The sequence below is a fragment of the Priestia koreensis genome (assembly GCF_022646885.1).
GTDB lineage: Bacteria > Bacillota > Bacilli > Bacillales > Bacillaceae_H > Bacillus_AG > Bacillus_AG koreensis_A.
In genome coordinates, this window is the sequence record NZ_CP061868.1 from 2160086 (window position 1) to 2182009 (window position 21924).

Here is a 21924-nt window from a genome sequence, read left to right on the forward strand (position 1 = left end):
CATCCAGCATTCATGCGTTTGAAAATAGAATGGTTATGTCTTCCAAGTTAGAGACATAAATCCCTTCCACTACTACTTTTGCGTGCACTAATTTTTCCAGCAAAAAAACGGTTTTTTCATCAAAAAGACTGTTTCCGGGTTCTTCCCAATCAAAGTCCTCTTCTTTAATGATGGATGACGGTCTGTATACGTCCATAGTGACGACTAAAATTTTATGATCATTTTGTAATTTCCAAGCGGTTTGTACATGAAGAGCATACGTTGCAACTTCTCTTTCAGTCACCCTTCTTTCAGGTATTCTTACAAGATCGCAAAATCCAAACCAGAATAAATTGGAAGATCTCCCGAAATACGAAAATGGTTCGCTTACTAGGATTTGTAGCTTTTGTTCAATACTTTTCTTCATGTTGTGTCCTTTAGAATCTGAAAGTTTATCTTCCTTGTATAGGTAGAAGCCGTTCCTTTATTATTTTTACAATAAAAGGAAGAAGGTGTTTTGATACAGGCCTAGAATTACTATACACTGGGCTTGTTAGTTATCGTACCGCCTCTGTTAAAAAATCAATTTTCGCAAGGTCTTTATGGTTGTTTTTATCTGCCCGATAGCTGTCTTGAGACGAGGCCTCATATACACGTAAGTATTGGGAATGATTAAGCAAATAATACGAAACATCTTCTTTTTTATGAATCTCTAAATCTTCTAATGCTATACCTGCAAAAGCCGGTAAGGTGTCCATAATGCCAAATTCAACGGACATACCGTCTTTTGAAAACTCATGCTCATGTAAATCAACGAGACGATAGCTCATTACTTCCATCATACTCACAATGTCACTCCAGCTATGTATTGATTGCTCAGGTGGTACTTCCCAACCTCTCGGATCACCAGGTACATGAATATCCACATCTTTTGCATCCCAGCTCCTATTTGTCAGTACTTCTAAGCCAACAGATCCCATTAACAACGGGATAATCTTAAGGTCATTTAATTTTTTCGCAATGGTTATAAACTCATTAAATTTTTGATTATTCATTTGTTCGTCTCCTTTTTCGTTCAACTATCTCTGCTTATCTCGCAATTATTTATCGTAGCCTGACATACCAAAATTCTAGACCGATGTAAGCAAACGATCCCCATCAAACGTACGATTTACGAGATCAATAAAAGACTGTAGTTGAATCGACATGAATTTGTCTTTGTGCCAGATCATTTGCGTATGAAGAGGTGTATGAATGTTGTTGCAAACGAGTTCTGTTAAGGTGCCCGTTTGAAGTTCTTCTTTTATCGCCATCTCCGGTAATATCGCTACACCTAAGTCTAATCGCACACATTGCTTAATAGCTTCGATACTTGCAAATTCAAACGTATTTGACGTAAAAATTCCGAATTCCTGAAACAAATCTTCTAGTACGACTCGGTAAGAGCAGCCTGCTTCTGTATATAAAAGCGTTTCGTTCTCAAGATCTTTTAACTGAATCTCAGTCTCATTCGCTAGTAGATGACTAGGTGAAGCCACAATCTTTAACGCTTCTTTTAGAAGACACTGAGTATGTAACGTAACATCTCGGTATTGAATCGGTTCAATCGTAAACGCAATGTCAAGCGTTCCGTCTAATAGTTGAAGTCTTGTTTGCTCTCTGGAATCAATGGGTTTAAAAATAATTTTAACCTTCGGAAATTGGTCCTTGAATGCTTTTAATATGGAAGGAAGTCGATAGGTACACAAGCTCTCAGATGCGCCAATTACCAGCGTACCTGAAGGCTCATCTATCCCGCCGACTGCATTCTTTGCTTCTTTCGTTAATTGAATCATTTGATCCGCATATCGTTTGAACTCCCGTCCCTGTTCAGTTAAGACCAAACGTTTTCCAAGGCGTTCAAATAACGGTGTTTCAAGCTCTGCTTCAAGCGCCTTGATTTGTGCGGTCACGCTTGATTGAGCAAAATTTAATAGCTTCGCTGTATACGTGAAATTCAACGTCTCTGCAGCTGTTTTAAACGTAATGAGTTGCTTGATCTCGATGGTGCTCACTCTCCTCTAATCGGATATTTCGATTGATTCAATCAAAATGTTCATCTGTATCGATTCATACAATCATTATAAAATATGGTAAATCGAACCACAACAATAATAGAATGCGAGGAAATGAACATGACTACAAAAAAAGAAGACAAAAAGAAAGTTGTGCCAATGAAGATAAAACAAAAGTCTGGAAAAAGCTTTTCTCATTATTGGAATGAAATTATTCGTGCCGTTATTGCAACGAAGTAACAAATGCAGAAGGAATAAACCAGTTGCTTCATAAACAAAAACAAGAAATAGACACCGTTATATAGTTGCTACAATAACAAATCTACCAAACAAAACAGCGCCCGCTAGAGGCGCTGTTTTGTTTCACTACCATTTTCTTTAGATCTCGCTAATAGCAAATGCTGAAACTAATCATGTGTTTGCATACTAAATAAATACAATCCACTATTCGCCTTGAATACATACTCTTCAAACGCACATGCGTAGTATCCATCAGGATGCACGTGAACAGAGTAAACTTCAGTTGGCTGTGTCCCTATTTCTTCTATAATAAGAGAAATGATAAACTGAACGATCTTTTTCCCGTGGTAAGGGTGATCTGGAATTGGGTCATAAAACCACCCTTCTAGAAAACAAGAAGGATGGTCAAAGAAGTCTCTAGTCCAATCCGTTAATAAGTGTAAAGTAGTCTCCTCTTCGTCCTTTAATTTTACGTAACTTCTAAATGTCGTATTGATCGAAGCATCTGGATCATCAAACTCCTTACATATCAGCTCATTGCTTATAGTTATGTATTATACAAAGATGTGTGATCTGTATTAAAGTAAAAGATAGATAGGTAAGAAATAGATATAACCGTGTATGATTCATCTCCGCTACGATTGTTTCATTAACTCATTTTGTGGATAAAACTTCGATTGATCCTTTTCGTTCTTCTTTATTATAAGCAACTGAACAAAATAAAAAATGCCCATAATCCGTCTGGGCAAGAATAGGTTTTAGAGAAGATAAAAAGGTTGTCCTAATGACGGATACTAATTTGATACAGTTGATTTAATAATTCATCTAAAAACTGACTCATCTGTAGGGTATTTTCGCTTGTAAATCCCTCTTCTAACCCTAAACTAATCATGTCCGCTCTCGTTACTTCTATTTTTTCAATCAGTTCAATCTGAAACATACTTCGGTCATCTTCCAATTTTATAACCACCTAGGCTTTTTTATGATAACATTCTTTCTTCATTTTATCATTTTTGACAAAATAAACCAATAATTACACATAATATAGTTCGTTTACGATGTATTTTTATTTAAAGATACAGAAAAACAAATAATAGGTTTTACCAACTGTAAAAATAAGGATATTTTTATGATATAATCCATGTAAAGAGAGGGGTTATGGAATGAAAAAATTAGATATGTTATCCGTTTTTCTATTTATCATTTCAATTGTCGTATTAGGATTCGCACTATTTACGACCGTTGGCGATCTGTTTTCAGGTCCTGTCATGATTGTAATTTGTGTGATTTTCCCAATCATTGGCTTATTTATTGCATTAAAAAGCCATAAAAGTACATTAAAAGTTTTCGGGATCGCTGGAAATTCATTTGTTCTTTTGTTTTCAGTTGTTGTTCCATTAGCTTCTACGTTTTTTTGGAACCAACCGTAATGCTTTACGATAAAATTGAACAATAAAAAAGACGAACTCCCAATACTACACCGAAATAAATAATGGATTAAAAATACGCCCTTTCTTCACCCTATCCGTACTCAATAAAGATCGAGAACTTTTGTCCTTGTTGGTATAATAGAAGCCATAACGTAAATAAAGGGTGAATCGATGGCTAGAGCGCTTGGGACATTTTTACTGACTACTATTGTTTCTTTTTTTGTAATGGTGGGTGTCGTGTTACTTTGGTTTAAAATCGAAGAAAATCGTATAACTGATGATCCAACGTACATAGACGGAGTGGGATTTGGAGCTACTTACGTAATACTAGCCGCTGTCCCCCTTTCGCTTATAATCGGAATTTTAGCTGGTATAATTCGTTACATAAGAAAATAGGTTTTTAACCTTCACTTCATTTTGGAGTGAAATGCAAAACAGAGGATATTGATAAACGAATATCCTCTGTTTTTATGAGAATTGTCGGTAACAATTTTCTAAATCTGTAAATAAAATAAGATGCGCAATCTCTCTTTCGACTGTTCGTAGTAAACCATTTTTTAAGAATGAGATAATTTATTCCACTCGCTTAAGTAAGGGACGTAGTCTAAATCTCTCGGTTTTCCTTCTAGCATCGGGATAAATTCTAATTTATTTCCATCAGGGGTTACTTGTCGATAACAAATGCAGAAATGATGGTGATAGCTGAAGCTAAGACGATCGGATTCCATTTTTAAGTTACAGAACTATTAGATCGTTTGTTTCTAGGTGAGAACCAACCAATCAGGGCAATTGCGACTAACACACCATAGAAAATGAGCGTCCATAAGGCACTGTGTGGAAAATGTGGATCTAAAACGCCGATATCCTTGTGAGCAAGCGTGATGACAGCTAGCTTTACACCTACCCAAGCAACAATGGCATAGGCAGTGGTTTCTAATGCTGGTCTCTTTTCAAGTAGCTTTACAAACCAAGTTGCTGCAAACTTAATTAAGATAAGGCCTGCAATCCCACCAAGTACAACAACTAAAAACTGTGCACCATCCATACCCCCTATTTCTCGAAACTTAGAATCAGGAAGTCCAAGAGCTATCGCTACTGCCGCTAATATAGAATCAATGGCAAAAGCAAGGTCAGCTAGCGCAATTTTCCCTACCGTAGGCCAAAATCCTTTTCCAGCGGACTTTTCTTCTTCGTGTTGATTTACGTCCTTTTTCCCAAACTTGTCTTTAAGAATATGTTTCAATCCTAAATACAATAAATAAGCTGCTCCTACCGCTTGAACCCACCATACATTTGCGATAAATGAAATCGCAAAAAGAGCACCAAATCGAAAAATAAAGGCTATAATAATTCCATAGTTAATGGCTCTTTTCTTCTGATCATCCGGCAAGTGTTTCGCAATGACTGCCAGTACAAGAGCATTGTCTGCTGATAATAAACCTTCTAGGCCGATTAAAATTAATAATGCCCAGCCATATTCAATCCAAATGGATCCCATTCATTCTCCGCCTTTCTCAAATAAACCTCATTTAGTTCCACGGTTTGTTTTTATTAGAATAACCCTCTACAAGAAAGTCAATTCTAGAAAATGAAGGTTCAGTATTGATTCTTCTGTAAAATAGTGATCATATGGTTTTGTGACAGCTGTTTAATGTAACAAAAAAGTCCCTTCCCTATATATATCTAATCTAATAAAGGTTGTTGCTTAATCCAAACTTGAATTTTAAATGGTACTTGCATCATTTATTTATGTATTCATACATAGAACAAAGAAAAAAGCGCTTAGAATCAGCGCTTTTGGATTAATTAATTTATTTATTTCAGTATCAAAAATCGGCCTAATTTTTGTTTTTCCCTATATGCTAAACGTTCTGCAGTACAGCATGGTTAAATTGAATCGTCTGATCTGCGATTTCATTTAGCCTTTCATCATGAGATACAATAATGATAATTTTTTTCTGCTTTATACTTAGGAGATACTCTTTAAGATTTATAATCGCCTGTATATCTAAAGCAGATGTAGGCTCGTCTAAAATGAGTAAGTCAGCTTCTTTTAAGAAGCTGCGAATAAGAGAAAGCTTTTGCTTTTGTCCCCCTGATAAATTCGTGGATGAATGGTTTATGTGATGATGCAATTGCTCGGGTAGAGACTGAATGTAATAATCTAAACCGAAGTCTTTGCAATAGTCATGGACAACGTCATCACTTATGTCATGTTGAGTACCTAACGTTAAATTATTCAAGATTGTATCACTAATTAACATAGGCTCCTGTTCAACCATACTTACTAAATGCTCTCTCATATGGTATAAATCTAATTCCTTCATTTCTACACCGTTGTATTTAATATGACCATTATAGTCACTGTGAAGTCCTAACATTACATTTAAAAACGTACTTTTACCAGAACCGTTCCCCCCCTGAAGTAAATAAATATTTCCTTTAGAAAAGGTATAGTGAACGCTATTTACAATAGGAAACGTCGCATCAGGGTACTGATAAGATACATTTTCAATTGCAATAGTATCAATGCTTTTTAATGGACGCTGATGATTTAATTCCTTTTCAAGTAAAAAGATATTTTCGAGCCTCTCCTTTGATACAGAAACATCTTTATAGCTTTTAAAGAAATTAAAAAAATAGCTGACGCTTCCATTAATCATACCTACATAAGAATTAATAATGGCAAATCCACCGATGGACAGTTGATTATGCAACAACAAATACCCTCCGTAAATAATAATGATGATAGATAATATGCTGTTTGTAATTTTATCCACGCTATTATATAAGTAAGCAAACTTGGAATACTTCATAGTTGTTTCGTACAATTGTTGAAAGCTCTTTTTAAACTTTGGATTGAGTGTGTTATACCACGCATTTATTTTAATAATTTTAATGTTACTTAATTGATGATTCATATCTGAAAAAAACTTAATCTGGCTTTCACTGTATTCAAAGCTCAGCGCAAAAATCTTTTTCCTTGTTACAATGTAAAAAGCTAAATAAATCGGTACAAAACAAAGTATAATAATGGCCAAGTTTGTATTTACTTGAAAAGTGAAAAATACGCATAAAACTAGTGATAACAAACTACCTACAGACTGAAATACGCTACTTATTAAGAATTCTGATACATGATCAGAATCCATACTAATTTGCTGGCTAATCTCGGCCGCATTTTTTTGTGAGAAGTGCTCTAATTTGACCTTCTTGAGATGCTGCAGAGCGCTAAAACTCATATGAAAGGTAAACTTGGAAGTAAGCCTTGTAATTAAAATGTTACTGATGTAGTTTGATACAATATCTAAAACCAAAAGCCCAATTAAGATATAAATATAAAAAATATTGATACCGATCTTTGTTTGAATCACATCATCAATAAATTTCCCGATTAAAAACGGTGTGGCTGATACGCACAACCAATTGATAATATAAAGCAAGAAGCAGCAAATAATGAGTATAACTACTTTTGTACTCAGTTTTTCTTTGATTAATGTTTTTATCGTTGTCACTATGCATCACCTAAGCCGTACGATTTTATTAAATGTCAGTATCCCCTTACAAAAATTTTACGGAAAAGGGATCGATTGATAAGCGTTAGGAAATTGATCTGTGCGTGAAAATTTTGAAATTTCATAGTCAAGAGGGTTAAACAAAGTCGTGTTCATATGAGGGTATCCCTGATTGGAGAACACTTTCACGACTTTTGCTTTATCTATTTTAGTATTTTTAAGAAAACAACATAATAACTCCATTTTCAAATCTTTGGAAACCTCTTTAAGTTTTTGCATGAAAATTTTCTGATCTACAACGATTCCAGCTCTGAAAAATTCACCCTCATCCATTCGATCGGATTTCAAAAACAGGTACTGATAGTTTTGGCGCAGAGACTCTGACGTTTGGGTCGAATGAAAATGAAGACTGTAAAACAGTGGATCATTCTTTATTTCCCCCACCTCTATATCCGTATTAAGTTTGAGGTTATAATCATCCTCAAGATGATGCTTCGTGTAGTAAGGTGTGAAATCATGAAACATCTCCTCAACAGATCCCTTAATCGCTTCGTGGATGTCCCATGAGGCTTTTAACCCAATACCAAAATGGTGTTTTCCAAAGGCAAGAGTTAAAATAACGTATACGTTTTTATGTAAAGAGATGTTAAAACAAAATATTTCATCGGTGTACTGATAAGCATTTTTAACCACTTCTTTTACACCGAAATCCTGTATTTTTCCCACATCAACAAATGTTCCTCCAGATTCGGTTAGCCAATTGAAAATGAGAGATTGTCTTTCAAAAAACTCCAAAAAGGCACTTTGAATACTATTGAAGGAACGATAGTGAAATCCTGCTCCGCAGCTATCAGCATACGTTTTTCTGTCTTTTATTTTATTTCCTCTATAAAGAAGGATTTTTTCCGCACTAACAAGCGATTGCTCCCCCGTTAACAAATTAAATGCAGGAATTGTTTCTTTATTAATATAGCTAGAGTCACATAGAAAAGTTGATCGTTCAATATGCTCTCCGTATGCAGCCCTAAGAGCTTGCTTAGTCGAATGGCTGACGGACGTTCCAACGCCGGCTTTTAAATGCCGAGGAATAACATTAATTGTTTTAGGCTCTCTTTGAAAGAGTCCACGAACTATATGAAATTGTTGCTGATGGTTAAAGTTCATCTTCACTACTACAATCACCCTATTTATTAATTTCTTAGATGCAATCTGGTATTTGATCAAGCTCTTCTTGTGATAACTTTAACGTGTACTTGTTAATGCTTTGTTGGACATTAATATACTTATTGTAAGGAACATGATTGTATTAAATCATAAGAAAAAACCTTCACATATTTCAATTTAGGATATAGCTTGTTTTTGTACGGAATCACATACATGCTTTTAATCCATTTTGGCAAGAACGTAGCTAGATCTTTAATTACATCCATTTCTTCATCATTACTATCATCATTTATATACTCTGGCAAAGCAGCAAAATGTTTAATATGGTTCAATTGCTCCTGTGTTATATCCACATAAATTTGCTTTTTCGACTCAATAATATGAGGATTGTGTTGGGATAAAAATTTATGTTCTTCATTTTGCCATCCTAGTAAATAGGCTTCTTTGAAAGAGTTCTCAAGCGCTGTTCGATAACTAACATTTGAGCCAAGACCTCCAGAAACATATTCACCATTACGAGTTAAAATGGTAAATACCACTTTAAGCGGTGAAAAGAAATCATTAATAAAAAATTGAATATCATATTTAGCATGAACTAAGTACTGATAAATCGGCATTTCAGAAAAAAAGTCCTCAAATACGCCTTTTTTCCCCTGCCTACCATACCAAAACAAGAACATCGCATTTTTCTCTAGAAGCTCTAGCATCCCTTTTTTAACCGCTATCCTACTGTCAAAGTGCGCTGCCCCTCCAGTCGTATCGATGATATAAGGAAGTTTAGTTGAATATGTGGTTACGTGAAATGGCAACTTAGCTTCTTTTTTATTTAAAATGTCCCATACAAGCACATCATTATTTTGATCTTTCGTTACGCCGCCTAGCAATAAATTCCGACGCTCAATGGCTTCAGAAAATGCTTTCTTCATAGATAATATCTTTCCATATTCTAACGAATTGGCACCATCTGGACTAAGCTTATTTCCAAGCATTAATTTCCCTAGTCGTACATGAGAAAGATAAAGCGGGTTTGTTAAAAAAATAGAGTTAGGTATGCTAATAGTTCCTTTATCCATTGTTTCAAATATCATTTTTATCGCGTGCCCTTCCAAACCACTGTAATAAACCAATTGGTGATAATCGTGGATTTAAACCTGAAGCATGAGCCAATTGGTGGTCACTAAACCCTGACCAGCACAGTTCTCCAAGTTCATCATCAACATCTCGACACGCTTCTCTAAAGCTTTGGGCCATTAATCCAACTTCAATTAAGGCATGTCGATATCCGCGCCTTCTATACTTGGTAACGGCTCTTTTTAAATCAATGGCATAGCCTATGGCCAAGTAAGAAGGAAAAGCGTCATCAGAAATAGCAGAGCATATAGTAGCAATATCTTTACTACAAAAATCTTTTATTTTTAACAACCGAATCTTCTGTGAATCAAAAACATAACATCCCATTGATAAGCCCTCAGCAGCATCAGGAGAAAAAATATATATAACTGGAAATACAGGGTATAGCGCACCAGCAGAAGGATATCGCTTAGAAAAGCTTGTGTCATCACGTCCAAATGCTTCGTTTAATAGATGACCAAATTTACTTTTTGACATACAATATTCTTTATCAAAGTCTCTCATACTAGCCTTACGCTTGAGGGGGATCTCATCAAACTCAACCTCTTCTATTACAAAGTTTGGCAACACATCCGTATACTCAGTAGACTTCATCCAGGTGAGGAGTAATTCGTCATTTTCATTAGCCGTGTAGTAGTTATGTCCATAAAATGTTGTTGACTGATGAAATTTAAGAACATCATTCAATAGCGTTTTATCTAAAATAACATCTTGAAAATAGTCCTTTTTCATCTTTTGATCATAGAACGAATCCTCGTAAAATTTATTCATAGCAATCACACAATTCCCAATGAATTGGAAAGTCGACACATAGTTCTTGGTTATGAAATTTATAGGAAATACATTGTAAGAAGTGCTCAATAGCGACTTCTTTATTGGTATGATTCATAATGAGCTTCTCAATTCTATTTCCAATAAGATTAACAACCGTTAAAGCGTTTAACTTCGTTAACGGCATATGTACATCAAACAGTGATTCTTCCAGATAAATACTGTCAATAATGTGTTGATACGTAACGTTGCTTAAATCTTGATTTCGAATACTTGTTTCAATTGAAGAAATATGGCATACGTGGCAAGGAGATTTTAAACGCGCATTGTAAAGTGCATCCATGTAAAAAATACCGTTATATGTATAGGCGCAAAGAGTATGCACATTATCATAGTTTTTCACCTGATCCCGAAGCTTTACCATAAATGATTTATTGTAGGGATTTAGAAATAAAACTAACAATTGATCTTCTGCTATTTCAATAGTAGCTTCATCTAAATTTTCAACATATGTATAAGTGCATTTCAACTCAGTACGGTAGTCATCAAAAATATGATGAAACATGTCAAAAACCACTGAATTATTGGTAATAAATTGGATACTCCTTAAACTAAAATTAGGCTTTATTTGCTTTTTAATAATATGGTTAATTTCTAGAAACTCAAGTAAATCGTCATAGGAATCACCAAAAGTACTGCGTAACGCATCTGAATTAAAAGTCGAACCTGCTTTAGTATCCCAGTCATAGATAACCTTTTGTAGCTGTTCATTGTGAATTCGTACAATACTTTGGTCGGTTTGAACTACTACCTCATCAAATCCTAATTCATGAAGAATAAAACTATTAATTATATAATCATCTGCTTGAACTACTCTCACTATCTGCTCTCCTTCCCTAAATAGAGTAAAAGACAAGTCACAAAGTATAGTAACTTGTCTTTTACCTAGCAATTCAATTTATTTCTCTTCTACGTTAGCTGCTCCACCACCACTGATACATCTTCCTCCTGTTGGTGGACCTGCAACTGCTGTAGGTTTGCTTGTACCAGCACCTACTCCAAATTGGTTTTGGCTACCTTTTAATGTTAATGGTTGTTTTACACCGCCATTTTTAATTACTACCATAGTATTCTTCACCCCTTTCCTCTCCTATTCCAATATAAGGCATTATTCCAAAAATTTCAATAATATATTTCTGATAATTTAAAATTTTACGAAATATAATGTTAGGATGATAAAACTATGATTATCTTTGGGAAGAACGATCGACCAGTTTTTTAATAAAATTCCTTCATCCATACAAAAAAAGCCAGAGCGTTATACCTCTGACTTAGTTAGATTCTTTTTTAAATAGTGGACAAATGGATGATCGCTCCCATCTGTCTTCCTCGTACACATAAATAAACTTTGATTGACTTTTACGTTCTCCACAAAGACTCGGGAAAGTCTTCCTTGTGCCAATAATTCATCTACGCTACAGGCTGGTGCGAGCAATACACCAAAACCAGCCTCCACAACTTTCACTGATTCAGGTAAACCTTGCATTTGCAACCCGATTTTTGGCAACGGACAATTATGAGCATAGAAAATCGACTCTAATAAATCAAGCGTTGAACTACCTGGCTCTCTGTAAATGAAGTCGTGCTCGCTCACATCAAAAATGGATACCTCTTTATTAGCTAGAGGGTGTGATGGATGCACAACAAACCAAAAGGGAACGTCCATTAGTTTCTCAAAGTATAAATCTTCATGGCCAATGTTATTTTGCACAACAAAGCCAAAATCGCTTTCATAATTTAAGATGCGGCGCTCAACAGATACCACATTTCCTAACGATATATAGAGATCGACGTCTGGATTTTCCAATTTATAACCGGAAATGATGGAAGGCAAAATATAGTTCATTACGATATAGCTAGAAGCAATTTGCACTTTCTCCTTCTTCTCCAGAAATGTCTTCAATTTTTCATCAATCTGCTCTTCTAAATGAAATAAACGCAATCCTTGCTCATAAAGGAATTTACCTTCCGCTGTGAGTTGAATTCCTCTCCCTTTGCTAGTAATTACCTTGATTCCTACCTCCTTTTCTAGCTTTCGAATCTGAGCTGTGACAGCAGGCTGACTAATATGTAGCAGTCTCGCTGTTTCGGTTATGCTTCCGAGTTTGGCGACATTCGTAAAAATGCGCAGCGTATGTAAATTCATTTATTCACCCACTCATAACTTTAATTTATGAATACACAAAAAAGATATATTTGTGTTAAGAATAGTATAGCAGTAATGTAAACGTAGAGAAAAGATGATTGGAACCTGTGCTTTTGTGTATGAAATTGAAGGGATTACTGTTTCTGTATTTCGAAAAAATACATATCAATGTAGCTTTATAACCTAAGTATTTCCTACCTCTTTTATCTACTATGTCGAATAAGGCGATCCTTCTTGTTATTCCTATATAAACGAATGACTCCTTTGTACGGAAGAGACCTTTATTAAAAAAACTTAGTAAAGCATGAACCCATCAAATGATTTTTAAGATAAAGGAGGAAAAAACATGTCTGAATCAATTATTCAAGGCAAAGAACCGATTTACCAACGAGGAATCTTTACTTTTAGTGGTTCACACCTTTTAAATGATCTCGTTACCACAGGAATGGTACCGGCATTGGTTGTGTTCTACAAAAATGCGTTTCATCTCAATTATACCCAATCGACTTTAGTGGTTTTGATCTCTTATTTAACGTCATCTATTTCTCAGCCGCTGTTTGGTGTGTTTGCAGACCGAAAGCCTAGAGCTTGGCTGTTATCACTCGGGTTGTTCTGCTCCATTATGGGGCTTGCTTTGACCGCCATAGCACCATCTTTTCTTTGGCTACTTCTATTTATTGCGATTTCTGGACTTGGCTCTGGTGCGTTCCATCCAGAAGCATCACGGGCAACCCACCTTGCGTCCGGTACGAACAAGAGTCTCGCTCAAGCTATTTTTCAAGTAGGTGGAAATTCAGGACAAGCTTTAGGACCATTGGTTGTTTCACTGTATATCATTCATTCAGGAATTCACGGACTGCTATGGCTCATTCCTGTCGCCATCTTATCACTTGGATTAACCGGACAGATTTTACCGTGGTTAAATCACAAACTAGAGTCTGCTAAACTCGATAGTAAAAAACAACTAAAAGGAAACAACAACTACGTAGGAGCCATTCTGCTTTCCTGTGTCATCATCCTACGTTCGTGGTGTCAGATCGGCGTTGTGGTCTTTTTGCCATTTTATCTGCACGACCTGTCGATCCAACAGGCTGAAATTCTAAGTTTCGTTTTTGTCGGGGCTGGCGCTCTTGGAACATTCTTTGGGGGCGTTTTTGCAGATCGACTTGGCATGAAGCGTTTACTAGTTGGCTCTATGCTAATTGCTACGCCGTTTGCCCTCGTCTTTCCCTACGTAGATGGAGTTTGGTCAGTTCTTGTTTTACTCGTATTCGGATTTAGCGTCCTTTCTTCCTTCTCCGTTAGCGTTGTTTTCATGCAGCGCATGCTTCCCAAAAACATTGGTTTAGCTTCCGGTCTTGCGATTGGGTTTGGTGTAGGAGCAGGAGGAATTGGTTCTGTTTTTATGGGGAAAATCTCGGATATCTTTGGTGTGACAACCGTGTTCACGATTCTCTCCATTCTTCCCCTTGTCGGCGCTCTTATTGCTGTCTTTTTACCGAACGATCGAAAAGAAAAGAAACAGGTTGCCTGATGAATCATTAGAAACCGGACAACGCTTTTCTTGCTCCTCATTAATTAGCCCCTCGTTTATGACAAACGGGGGCTTCTTTATGTATTTATCATGTGGTCTATTTAGAAGAATTCCTTGTGGTAAAAGAACAAGATTACGTAAAACGCTCTTTGCAGCGAAAGAAATTACTGTGCTAGAGATTTCTGAAATACAAAATATACCATTTTATGATATGATGAAGAATATAAAAATCGATTTTAAAGGAGTTAGTGGCAGTGAAAAAAGAGAAAAAATCTGAGATATGGCAATGGGTGAAAAGCATAGGGATCGCTGTCATCGTTGCTTTTATTCTTCGAAGTTATGTATTTGCTCCAACTATAGTCAATGGGAAATCGATGGACCCAACTTTACATAGCAACGAAAGATTAATTCTTTCAAAAATCGGTGATCTCAAGAGATTTGACATTGTCGTTTTTCATGCCCCAGATGGAAGAGATTATGTAAAAAGGGTGATCGGATTTCCAGGCGAAACCGTTGAAATAAAGAATGATACTTTGTTTATAGACGGCAAGGCGTGTAAGGAAGCCTATTTAAAAGAAGGCAAAAAGGCATTTGCGAATAAATATGGGAAAGCACGTAAATTTACCGAGGATTACCCTCAAATAAAAGTTCCAAAGGGAGATTTATTCGTATTAGGTGATAACCGTCCCGTTAGCGACGATAGCCGAAGTATTGGACCGATCTCTCAAAGTAAGATAATAGGAAAAGCAAAATTATCCGTCTGGCCTTTAAAAGATGTTGGGCTTGTGGGCAAATAAAGAAGACGTATATTTAGAGGGCTTCTCCCATCAAAAAACACAATACTTAAATCTAAAAACGCTGTTAAATACCCTAGACAGCGTTTTTTCATTCCTCTTGAAAAAATCTTTTTAATACATCTTTGGTGCTATTTTCCTTTGGCGTTAAAACGAATCGGGAATACAACTCGGTTCCCGTTTTGAATTCCTCATCGAGCAATTCGAAGCAATCAAGGACTTTTACGAGCTTCCAGTACACTGTTTGATCATACTGATTTTTGTAGTGGTGCTCATTTTCATAGCCAATTTTTTCACCAAGAGCTATAGCTTCTTCAGATGAAACCGCTTTTACCAATAGATGGCTTTCTTCATAAACATTATTGGATGAGTCATACTCTTTGTCTAAATTAATTGGTTCTCCTTCAATGACTGATTCATATAAAAGAGCAACTGTGAACCACTTTGGTTTTTCACCAGACACGTTAAATCTCCCTCTACTTTTGAGTTTTAATATGATTAATTTCTTTGATTTTTCTATATACCACCGTATCTTCTGCTACATACGTAGCGCCAGAACATAGAGAATTTTAGCCTTTAGGAGTATTACCTTTCATATGATGAATTGGCTCATACGCCTCCCATTTTAACGATAGAAGCTATTTTCTCCATGCTTCTTTTCAATCGCTTCATCCCACAACATGAAAATCTGTTTTAATTCCTCCGTTTCAATGAGACAATGGTCTTCTTCGCCTTCTTCAGCATATTCAAATATAATGTTGGTCACCTCATAGTTTACTTCCATTGTGCAGACATTCCCCGTTATTTCTTCATAGGAAGATTCTTTCGAAAGGACTTTATTAATTACTTCCAGCCAAATTCCTGCCCCTCCTTCTTGTATATCTGATGTCACTAAATCATGAACTAAAAAAATTTGGTCTGGTACATCAATAGTAAGAAAACCCATTTCGTGCATATAAATGCTAATGTCATACTTCATATAGTTACCCCACCTTTCTTGAATACGAGAAAAGTCTATTTTGCTTTTACAACCAAATTTTTTCTTTATGTACTTCTTTTTTAATTCCCCTATATTTTCTTATGCCTATATCAGTTGCTTGCTCTATACTTCCTTTCAATCGCTTCATCCCAAAGCATAAAAATCTTTTTCAGTTCGTCTGTTTCAATGAAGCAGTGATCTAATTCTCCTTCCCAAGCATACTCAAATACAATTTTAGTAACATCATATTTGATCTCCATCGTACAAACATTACCGGTGATTTCTTCGTATGAAGATTTCTTCGAAAGAACTCGGTTAATTAACTTAAGTCGTAAGCCTGATGTTCTTTCCTGTACGTCAGATTGCCGGTCCACTCCAGGTAATGGTTCATTCAGCAGTCATTTTACATGATCTATCATAACCCTGATAAACCATTTTGTTCTGTCTTCATCCATATTTCTCATACCATTTTTTAAAATGAATTTTTGAACAGCTTCCCACTCTGCTAATTTAGTAATGGACTCTAACTCTACTCGCAATTTTTTGCGATTCTCAATACTTTCATCTGAGTTAAACTCAGTAATAACTTTTTCTAATTCACTGTAGTCGGCACTCATATTAAAATAACATTCAAGGAAGTACTTAAACATTTCAAACGTCAATTCTTTATTTAACATCATTTCACCTACCAAACTTAATTGATGACAGGGAAAAGCGATTAACACTTTACATCCCAACTTACTAATTGTATCTCAAATTAAGGTTGCATATTATTTAATCAGCGCAACTATTAGATGTCAGGTAGAAGCCGTACATTTTAAACCCATTTAGACCATGAAAAAGCATAAAAAGTAGTAGCTGAATTAAGGTCAGTTGCTATTTTTGTGTTAGGACTTTTGAAAATATGGTTTTCTTACATTGTAAAAAAGGATCACCAAAGGATGTTCATTTTCATCAAGCTGAATTTTATCAAATCGTCTTTTTCCTAAACGTCGGTCAATTAACGAAAAGGCTTTATAGATAGGATTGTTAGAGGCGAATGCTTCCTCGTAAGGTGTGTTTATATAATTCCATAGGTTGCTAGTAATGTAATAGGTGTCGTGTATACCTAGTTTTAAAAGCTCTTCAGCCCTACTAGATTTTAGCTGTAGATTAAAAGATTCTTTATAGAACTCGTAGCTGTTTGCAACCTCTTTATCAGATTCACTCGGAAACGGAGCCGCTAACCAATGGTAAAAGCCTCCGCCAAATATTTTCTCTCCATCTAATGTTATCCATACTTCATCAGCCTTATCGTGAGCATTCCGATAAGATGTACAGTGAATATCAATTCTATCTTTTAATTCAGGTGTGATAAACTCTTTTATTTTCTTTCGTAACTTTGACCACATCATATTTTAAAATCCTTCCTATATGTCAATCTCACACTGGGTTTCAAATAAGCTTATTCTCATAAACATCATGATCTATAATTCCAATCTCATATTTCATCATTATTCCCCTAGTTACTAAACTTCCATTTCTTCGCCAACTTATAAAAAGTGGTTTTCATCCTATGTAACTTTAGTGAGAAATCGCTTGAACAACCGTAATCTCTTTGTTTTTTCATCGTTGCTATACCTCTCACAAATCCTACACAAAAAAGCTATTTAAATAGTTAGCTGCTTACTGTATGATGTATAATCAAAAGGGGTGTTTAAAATTGGAAAAAATTGATCTGTTATTAAAAATTATAACTACAATAAGTTTATTGGTTATTGCTGTTTTTTTAGTGAAAATTAGTGGTCAGTTAAGTGAACACATTGATATTTTTTCAGCACTGCTTAACGCATTAGGAACGAGAGAAATGTAATGTGAAATAAACGTACACCGCTATGCGGTGAACTAATGTGGAAGCCTCGCAGACAAAAAGCTTGTAGGCTCCCTTACTCCCCCTTTAAGTTTCCTGCATGATGTAAATCCACCCTTGTTTTCTTAAAGTCCTCATTGAAAGTTTTGTCCCTATTTTCACATGGTAAATTCATTCATAAGCAGCAATCCTCATCACTTGATCCTGATCGTGGAAGGCTATACATAGAGGGATGTTAACGCTCAGTTTTTCAGTTGCTGAAATAAAGGCCATAATTGTTCTAGTTATTAAGTACAACGTAATTCCCGCTTCATCTTCATCTTCCAAACCACCAATATTTATGTAGATATCACTAAAAGGCTTACACGAAGGGTCTTCAAGGTAATAATCCCAATTTGATGCCCAATCGTCACTTTCTTTCTCTAGAGGTTCATAATCTAAACAAAAATAAAATGCCCCTTCCCATGAATTATCCATGTCGTACTCAAAATAGATCGCTTTTACACCTTGATCTAAATTAGCCAAATCTCTTTCTAATTTCATTCTTAAATCAGAAGTATAAAGTGATAAATCTAAATCTTTAATTGCATTTGCGATGAATTCCCCTGATAACTTTGCACAAACCAAGTGGTATTTTTCGTCTATATCGTTAGGTTTCATAGATAACAGATCCATTTGCAATTGCTCAATATGCGAGTAAAACAAATCCATTTTGATTTTCCCTTCTTCAATAAGAAGTTAAATTGATACATACGCTTAATGGATCAAAAGCCTTCGGTTGGATGAGATTGTAAACACAGTATACTTTAATGAAAAACTTTTGGAAACTAGAGAAGCAGTAGAATCATTGCTAATAAAATAGAACTGAGAAAAGCTATTAACCACTACTTAAAAAGCGGCAACTCATGTAAATGAACGGCCGCTTTTGATAGGATGTTCTAGAATTGGCAGCGAATATTAGCACACTATGATGAAGATAGTGTTTGGCAGACGCGCATAGTACCAGTACGCACAATCATTATAATTCGCAATTTTTCTTTAAAACAATCGCTAACTCCACTACTTAGTTTAACACAAACATACGTTTGTGTTAAAGTCTTTAAAAATGAATTCTCTCCTCAGATAAAAAAGATTTTTTGCTATTATAGTAAGCTTGTTACGTATAACGTGATAGGAGCGAGTGATCCTTGTGTACAAGCGATAACGATGACCATCATTAACAACGAACAACACACCGTAGTAATGCCCAAAACGAAATATATTGTCTCTTTTAATCTCCATTTTTGATTTACTCGAGTTCTCTTTATTAATGTCGTCCAAATAACTTTAGAAAGTAAGACAAATATAATTAACAGCACTCCACAAATAATGGCTTTTGTAGCGAGAAACCTCTCTTTTTCATAAATATGTTCGACCAGCATAGGTGGCATCTTTTCACTTCCTAATACAATCCATTCACTAATCGTATGTCGCAATTCGTTCATCTTGGAGTCTCCTTCTCTTCTTTTAAATCCTATTTAACTAATAACGAAAATCCATGTACGGGATCTAACACGTTTGTTGTATTTGCTACTACAATAAAAAGCATGAACAGTGCCACGCAGCTACTTAATATCCCAAAATAAAAGTACACCTTTTTTTCAAAGCCCCATTTTAAAGGATGGAGCTTCGGTGTACGCTTAAATTTCATTAGAAAGGTAATACTTAACCCTCCAAGTAGTAAGACCCACAAGCCACCAAATACAACCATGATGAAATGATATCGAGTATAATCTTCTATTAATATTGTAAGAGCTGGATTAGCCGAATTGGATGTAATCGCTTCATTTAACGTACGATGTAACGCGTTCAATTATTTCTCCTCCCTCATTCTTGTTTTTTAAATTTTTCTTGCATCTTGTTTTAAAATCGAATGTCCCTATCGGATAAGATCGTTTCCCTAAACAAACTATAGCAATCAAAAGTAAAATCTGAGTAAACATACCATCCATTCAAAGTAAAATTTGCAGCAGCTGTCTCAACCTCGTTATGCACACTAAAAAAGCCTCCCTAATTAGGAGACTTAATGATTTAAAGGAAATGTCAGCTCAATGCATGTTCCCTCATTTAATTTGCTTGTTACATGTATCTCACCATCGTGCGCTTTAATTAACTGCTGGGAAATTAACATACCAAGACCAGTTCCTTCCGATTGGTGTTCGGTCGTACCACCTCGGTAATACTTCTGAAATAGGCGTTCTTGTGTTTGCTTATCCATACCTATTCCGTTATCTCTAATCATGACTCGCAGCTGGTGATCGATCGTTATTGAAAGAGTGATCGTTGTATCGGGAGGATTATGAATCACCGCATTTATTAGTAAATTGTATAAAGCACGCCTCAACAACTTAGAGTCAAACGCAAATTGAATATCCTCTTGAGACGTTAAAAAACGCAAATGTTGTTGCTGTGAACGTGGATCATTTGCAACTTCCGCAATAATCCTTCTTGCAAACTCAACAAAATGCTGCTGTTCTTTATGTAATGGAATTTTTTTATCATCCATTTGAAAAGAAAGATTTAAATCATTGATTAACTCTTCCAAATGCAGAGATTTCTTTTGTATTTCTAGAATGAATGTGTTCCTTTCTTGATCACTCCATGTGTACTCGCTTTCTGCCATCATCGTCGAGTAACTTTTAATATAGGTCAAAGGCGTTTTTAAATCATGTGAAATACCTGCTGCCCACTCTCGCTTAAATTCATTAAGCTTCTCTCTTTCTATTTCATTCTCCTGTAAAACATCCGTCAATTGCTCCATATGATTAAATACTTCTTGATACAACATATATGGTCTTTTTAATTTCTCGTTTTTCTTAATTTCAGAAGCCTTGCGCATTGATGCTTGATATTCTTCATGATTTGCCAGGTGTTTAATCCAATTCATGACATAAATGAGCGGCTTCCCTATATACCAAATAAAGAAAACAACATATAAAGAAAGGCTAATGAGAATAAATAGGGTGATAAAGATGATGTTTTCCTTAAATTTGTCCATTCCAAGCACAGGAGGCGTATTATAAGTAAACACCATTAGAATAAAACCAAGCGCTGACAAGACTATGCTCATGACCAAAAAGCGAGTTAATATGTATAAACCTATTCGTAAATAAAGTTTCATTCCCCTTCTCCTTTTGAAGGAGGAATAAATTTATACCCAATTCCCTTTAAATTAATAATGATTTCTGGCTTTTTGTAGTTAATCTCTATTTTTCTTCTTAACTTTGAAATATGCATGACAACCGTCTTTTCATCACCAAAAGAGGCATCATTCCATACACTTTCATACAACTGATTGACAGTAAAAATCCGGTGAGGATGCTCGCAAAAAAAGATAAGCAGCTCAAATTCTTTTGCAGTAAATCGAATGTCCTCGCCTCTTACCAATACTTGTCCTTCATCTTTTTTTACAACTAACCCCTCATAACTCCATACCTGTGATTGAACAGCACGATTTGTTGTATATACGCGCTGTCTACGTAATTGGGCATTGATTCGAGCCATTAATTCTAATGGATTGAATGGCTTCGTAATATAATCATCGCCACCAATTCCTAACCCTGTGATTTTATCCAAATCACTAGAGCGAGCGGTCACAAATAATATGGGAACCTCCGTGTATTGGCGAATTTGATTGCACAGGTGAAATCCCTCTACATCAGGAAGCATAACATCCAATACAATCAGGTCATATTCTGAAGATCGAACGAACTCCAAGGCCGCTTTTCCATTCATGGCTTTTTCAATTTGGAGGTATCCTTCTTTTCTTAATAAAACTTCGTATATATCTAAAATCCCTTGTTCATCATCCACTAAAAGGATTCGTTCATCTCTCATTTCAGATTCATCCTTTGATTGCATATATTCACATACTTATGTTGTAAATTTATATTTGTATCTTTTTGCATTGTCTTTCTGATGGTCTATCTGTCATCGGAGTAATGATACCATAAAAAAAGGCTATTAAATATTTCTTTTTATCCTTAAAACAAGACTTGTAAAAACAGTTACTTTTAAGTGAGAAGCTAATGATCGAAACATCCACTAATATTATTATAAACTGAATATGTGCGTAATATCTTACTCGAAAATGATTTGTGTGGCATTCTCTCATTTTAACAAATTATCTAGTTTCTCCCCCTGCAATCATCCCAATGTCTATATTTATTTTTTTATCACTTTTTTTATCGTATTTAAACAAAAAGACCCGAAATTTGCTAAAATTAGTTTTGTTGTGAA

At 35.4% G+C, this 21924-nt stretch carries 27 protein-coding genes; 6 read left to right on the forward strand and 21 right to left on the reverse strand.

The genetic code is table 11. The annotated features are described in order from the left end of the window. Window positions 1–10 precede the first annotated feature (10 nt). The 4 genes from IE339_RS10850 to IE339_RS10865 all read right to left on the reverse strand — a co-directional run bounded on the left by IE339_RS10850 (window position 11) and on the right by IE339_RS10865 (window position 3231). Window positions 11–406 (reverse strand): hypothetical protein, encoded by a 396-nt coding sequence (locus tag IE339_RS10850; RefSeq protein ID WP_242175910.1) that lies wholly within the window; start codon window positions 404–406, stop codon window positions 11–13. Window positions 407–536: 130 nt separating this feature from the next. Continuing rightward, window positions 537–1034, reverse strand: coding sequence for a phosphoribosylanthranilate isomerase (locus IE339_RS10855; protein ID WP_242175911.1), 498 nt, complete (start codon window positions 1032–1034; stop codon window positions 537–539). Between the two features lie 75 nt (window positions 1035–1109). Beyond that, on the reverse strand, window positions 1110–2024 hold the full coding sequence (locus IE339_RS10860) for a LysR family transcriptional regulator (protein WP_242176164.1): 915 nt from the start codon (window positions 2022–2024) through the stop codon (window positions 1110–1112). A 1030-nt stretch (window positions 2025–3054) separates the two neighbouring features. Next, a complete protein-coding gene (locus tag IE339_RS10865; RefSeq protein ID WP_315907218.1) occupies window positions 3055–3231 on the reverse strand; it encodes a Spo0E family sporulation regulatory protein-aspartic acid phosphatase in 177 nt (58 codons plus the stop codon). Window positions 3232–3436: 205 nt separating this feature from the next. On the opposite strand from IE339_RS10865, the gene IE339_RS10870 reads away from it, so the two are divergent. Both IE339_RS10870 and IE339_RS10875 read left to right on the forward strand, forming a co-directional pair. Next, on the forward strand, window positions 3437–3703 hold the full coding sequence (locus IE339_RS10870) for a hypothetical protein (protein ID WP_242175912.1): 267 nt from the start codon (window positions 3437–3439) through the stop codon (window positions 3701–3703). A gap of 171 nt (window positions 3704–3874) precedes the next feature. Then, window positions 3875–4099 (forward strand): hypothetical protein, encoded by a 225-nt coding sequence (locus IE339_RS10875; RefSeq protein WP_242175914.1) that lies wholly within the window; start codon window positions 3875–3877, stop codon window positions 4097–4099. Between the two features lie 334 nt (window positions 4100–4433). Here the strand turns inward: IE339_RS10875 and IE339_RS10880 are convergent, their stop codons facing one another. The 8 genes from IE339_RS10880 to IE339_RS10915 form a co-directional block, all read right to left on the reverse strand. Beyond that, window positions 4434–5201, reverse strand: coding sequence for a TerC family protein (locus tag IE339_RS10880; RefSeq protein WP_242175915.1), 768 nt, complete (start codon window positions 5199–5201; stop codon window positions 4434–4436). Window positions 5202–5565: 364 nt separating this feature from the next. Beyond that, complete coding sequence (locus IE339_RS10885; protein WP_242175916.1) at window positions 5566–7218, reverse strand: ABC transporter transmembrane domain-containing protein; 1653 nt, start codon at window positions 7216–7218, stop codon at window positions 5566–5568. Window positions 7219–7275: 57 nt separating this feature from the next. Beyond that, window positions 7276–8382 carry a YcaO-like family protein gene (locus IE339_RS10890; RefSeq protein WP_242176166.1) on the reverse strand — a complete coding sequence of 369 codons (1107 nt, stop codon included), beginning with the start codon at window positions 8380–8382 and terminating at the stop codon, window positions 7276–7278. A 119-nt stretch (window positions 8383–8501) separates the two neighbouring features. Next, window positions 8502–9470 carry a YcaO-like family protein gene (locus tag IE339_RS10895; protein WP_242175917.1) on the reverse strand — a complete coding sequence of 323 codons (969 nt, stop codon included), beginning with the start codon at window positions 9468–9470 and terminating at the stop codon, window positions 8502–8504. Continuing rightward, a complete protein-coding gene (locus IE339_RS10900; protein ID WP_242175918.1) occupies window positions 9460–10284 on the reverse strand; it encodes a nitroreductase family protein in 825 nt (274 codons plus the stop codon). Before IE339_RS10900 ends, IE339_RS10895 begins: the two co-directional genes overlap by 11 nt. Further along, entirely contained in the window at window positions 10277–11164 is an 888-nt protein-coding gene (locus tag IE339_RS10905; protein WP_242175919.1) for an McbB family protein, read from the reverse strand. Before IE339_RS10905 ends, IE339_RS10900 begins: the two co-directional genes overlap by 8 nt. A 78-nt stretch (window positions 11165–11242) precedes the next feature. Beyond that, a complete protein-coding gene (locus IE339_RS10910) occupies window positions 11243–11422 on the reverse strand; it encodes a hypothetical protein (protein WP_242175920.1) in 180 nt (59 codons plus the stop codon). A gap of 180 nt (window positions 11423–11602) precedes the next feature. Continuing rightward, window positions 11603–12490, reverse strand: a complete 888-nt coding sequence (locus IE339_RS10915; RefSeq protein ID WP_242175921.1) for a LysR family transcriptional regulator — start codon at window positions 12488–12490, stop codon at window positions 11603–11605. Between the two features lie 346 nt (window positions 12491–12836). Here IE339_RS10915 and IE339_RS10920 point away from each other — a divergent pair, with 346 nt between their 5' ends. The 3 genes from IE339_RS10920 (at window position 12837) to lepB (ending at window position 14821) form a co-directional block, all read left to right on the forward strand. Further along, window positions 12837–14024 carry an MFS transporter gene (locus IE339_RS10920; protein WP_242175922.1) on the forward strand — a complete coding sequence of 396 codons (1188 nt, stop codon included), beginning with the start codon at window positions 12837–12839 and terminating at the stop codon, window positions 14022–14024. Between the two features lie 79 nt (window positions 14025–14103). Next, on the forward strand, window positions 14104–14301 hold the full coding sequence (locus tag IE339_RS10925) for a hypothetical protein (protein ID WP_242175924.1): 198 nt from the start codon (window positions 14104–14106) through the stop codon (window positions 14299–14301). Continuing rightward, window positions 14279–14821: a signal peptidase I gene (gene lepB, locus IE339_RS10930; RefSeq protein ID WP_347342719.1), complete on the forward strand. Its 543-nt coding sequence runs from the start codon at window positions 14279–14281 to the stop codon at window positions 14819–14821. Before IE339_RS10925 ends, lepB begins: the two co-directional genes overlap by 23 nt. Before the next feature lie 88 nt (window positions 14822–14909). Here lepB and IE339_RS10935 read toward each other — a convergent pair whose 3' ends face one another. From IE339_RS10935 to IE339_RS10950, 4 genes are all read right to left on the reverse strand, one after another. After that, on the reverse strand, window positions 14910–15281 hold the full coding sequence (locus IE339_RS10935; protein ID WP_242175926.1) for a DUF4288 domain-containing protein: 372 nt from the start codon (window positions 15279–15281) through the stop codon (window positions 14910–14912). 162 nt (window positions 15282–15443) lie between these two features. Continuing rightward, a complete protein-coding gene (locus tag IE339_RS10940; protein WP_242175927.1) occupies window positions 15444–15797 on the reverse strand; it encodes a hypothetical protein in 354 nt (117 codons plus the stop codon). 398 nt (window positions 15798–16195) lie between these two features. Next, window positions 16196–16522 (reverse strand): hypothetical protein, encoded by a 327-nt coding sequence (locus IE339_RS10945; protein WP_242175928.1) that lies wholly within the window; start codon window positions 16520–16522, stop codon window positions 16196–16198. 162 nt (window positions 16523–16684) lie between these two features. Beyond that, window positions 16685–17191: an SF0329 family protein gene (locus IE339_RS10950; protein ID WP_242175929.1), complete on the reverse strand. Its 507-nt coding sequence runs from the start codon at window positions 17189–17191 to the stop codon at window positions 16685–16687. Window positions 17192–17499: 308 nt separating this feature from the next. Between IE339_RS10950 and IE339_RS10955 the strand changes: the two genes are divergently transcribed. Beyond that, a complete protein-coding gene (locus IE339_RS10955) occupies window positions 17500–17649 on the forward strand; it encodes a hypothetical protein (protein WP_242175930.1) in 150 nt (49 codons plus the stop codon). A gap of 168 nt (window positions 17650–17817) precedes the next feature. On the opposite strand, the gene IE339_RS10960 is transcribed toward IE339_RS10955, so the two are convergent. From IE339_RS10960 to IE339_RS10980, 5 genes are all read right to left on the reverse strand, one after another. Continuing rightward, complete coding sequence (locus IE339_RS10960) at window positions 17818–18357, reverse strand: hypothetical protein (protein ID WP_242175931.1); 540 nt, start codon at window positions 18355–18357, stop codon at window positions 17818–17820. Between the two features lie 431 nt (window positions 18358–18788). Then, window positions 18789–19130 carry a hypothetical protein gene (locus IE339_RS10965; RefSeq protein WP_242175932.1) on the reverse strand — a complete coding sequence of 114 codons (342 nt, stop codon included), beginning with the start codon at window positions 19128–19130 and terminating at the stop codon, window positions 18789–18791. Window positions 19131–19159: 29 nt separating this feature from the next. Then, the gene (locus tag IE339_RS10970; RefSeq protein WP_242175934.1) at window positions 19160–19498 is read right to left on the reverse strand and encodes a hypothetical protein; all 339 of its coding nucleotides are present in this window, start codon (window positions 19496–19498) and stop codon (window positions 19160–19162) included. Between the two features lie 210 nt (window positions 19499–19708). Continuing rightward, the gene (locus IE339_RS10975) at window positions 19709–20806 is read right to left on the reverse strand and encodes a sensor histidine kinase (RefSeq protein WP_242175935.1); all 1098 of its coding nucleotides are present in this window, start codon (window positions 20804–20806) and stop codon (window positions 19709–19711) included. Then, a complete protein-coding gene (locus IE339_RS10980; RefSeq protein WP_242175936.1) occupies window positions 20803–21522 on the reverse strand; it encodes a response regulator transcription factor in 720 nt (239 codons plus the stop codon). The genes IE339_RS10975 and IE339_RS10980 overlap by 4 nt, the downstream gene beginning before the upstream one ends. Window positions 21523–21924: the final 402 nt, after the last annotated feature.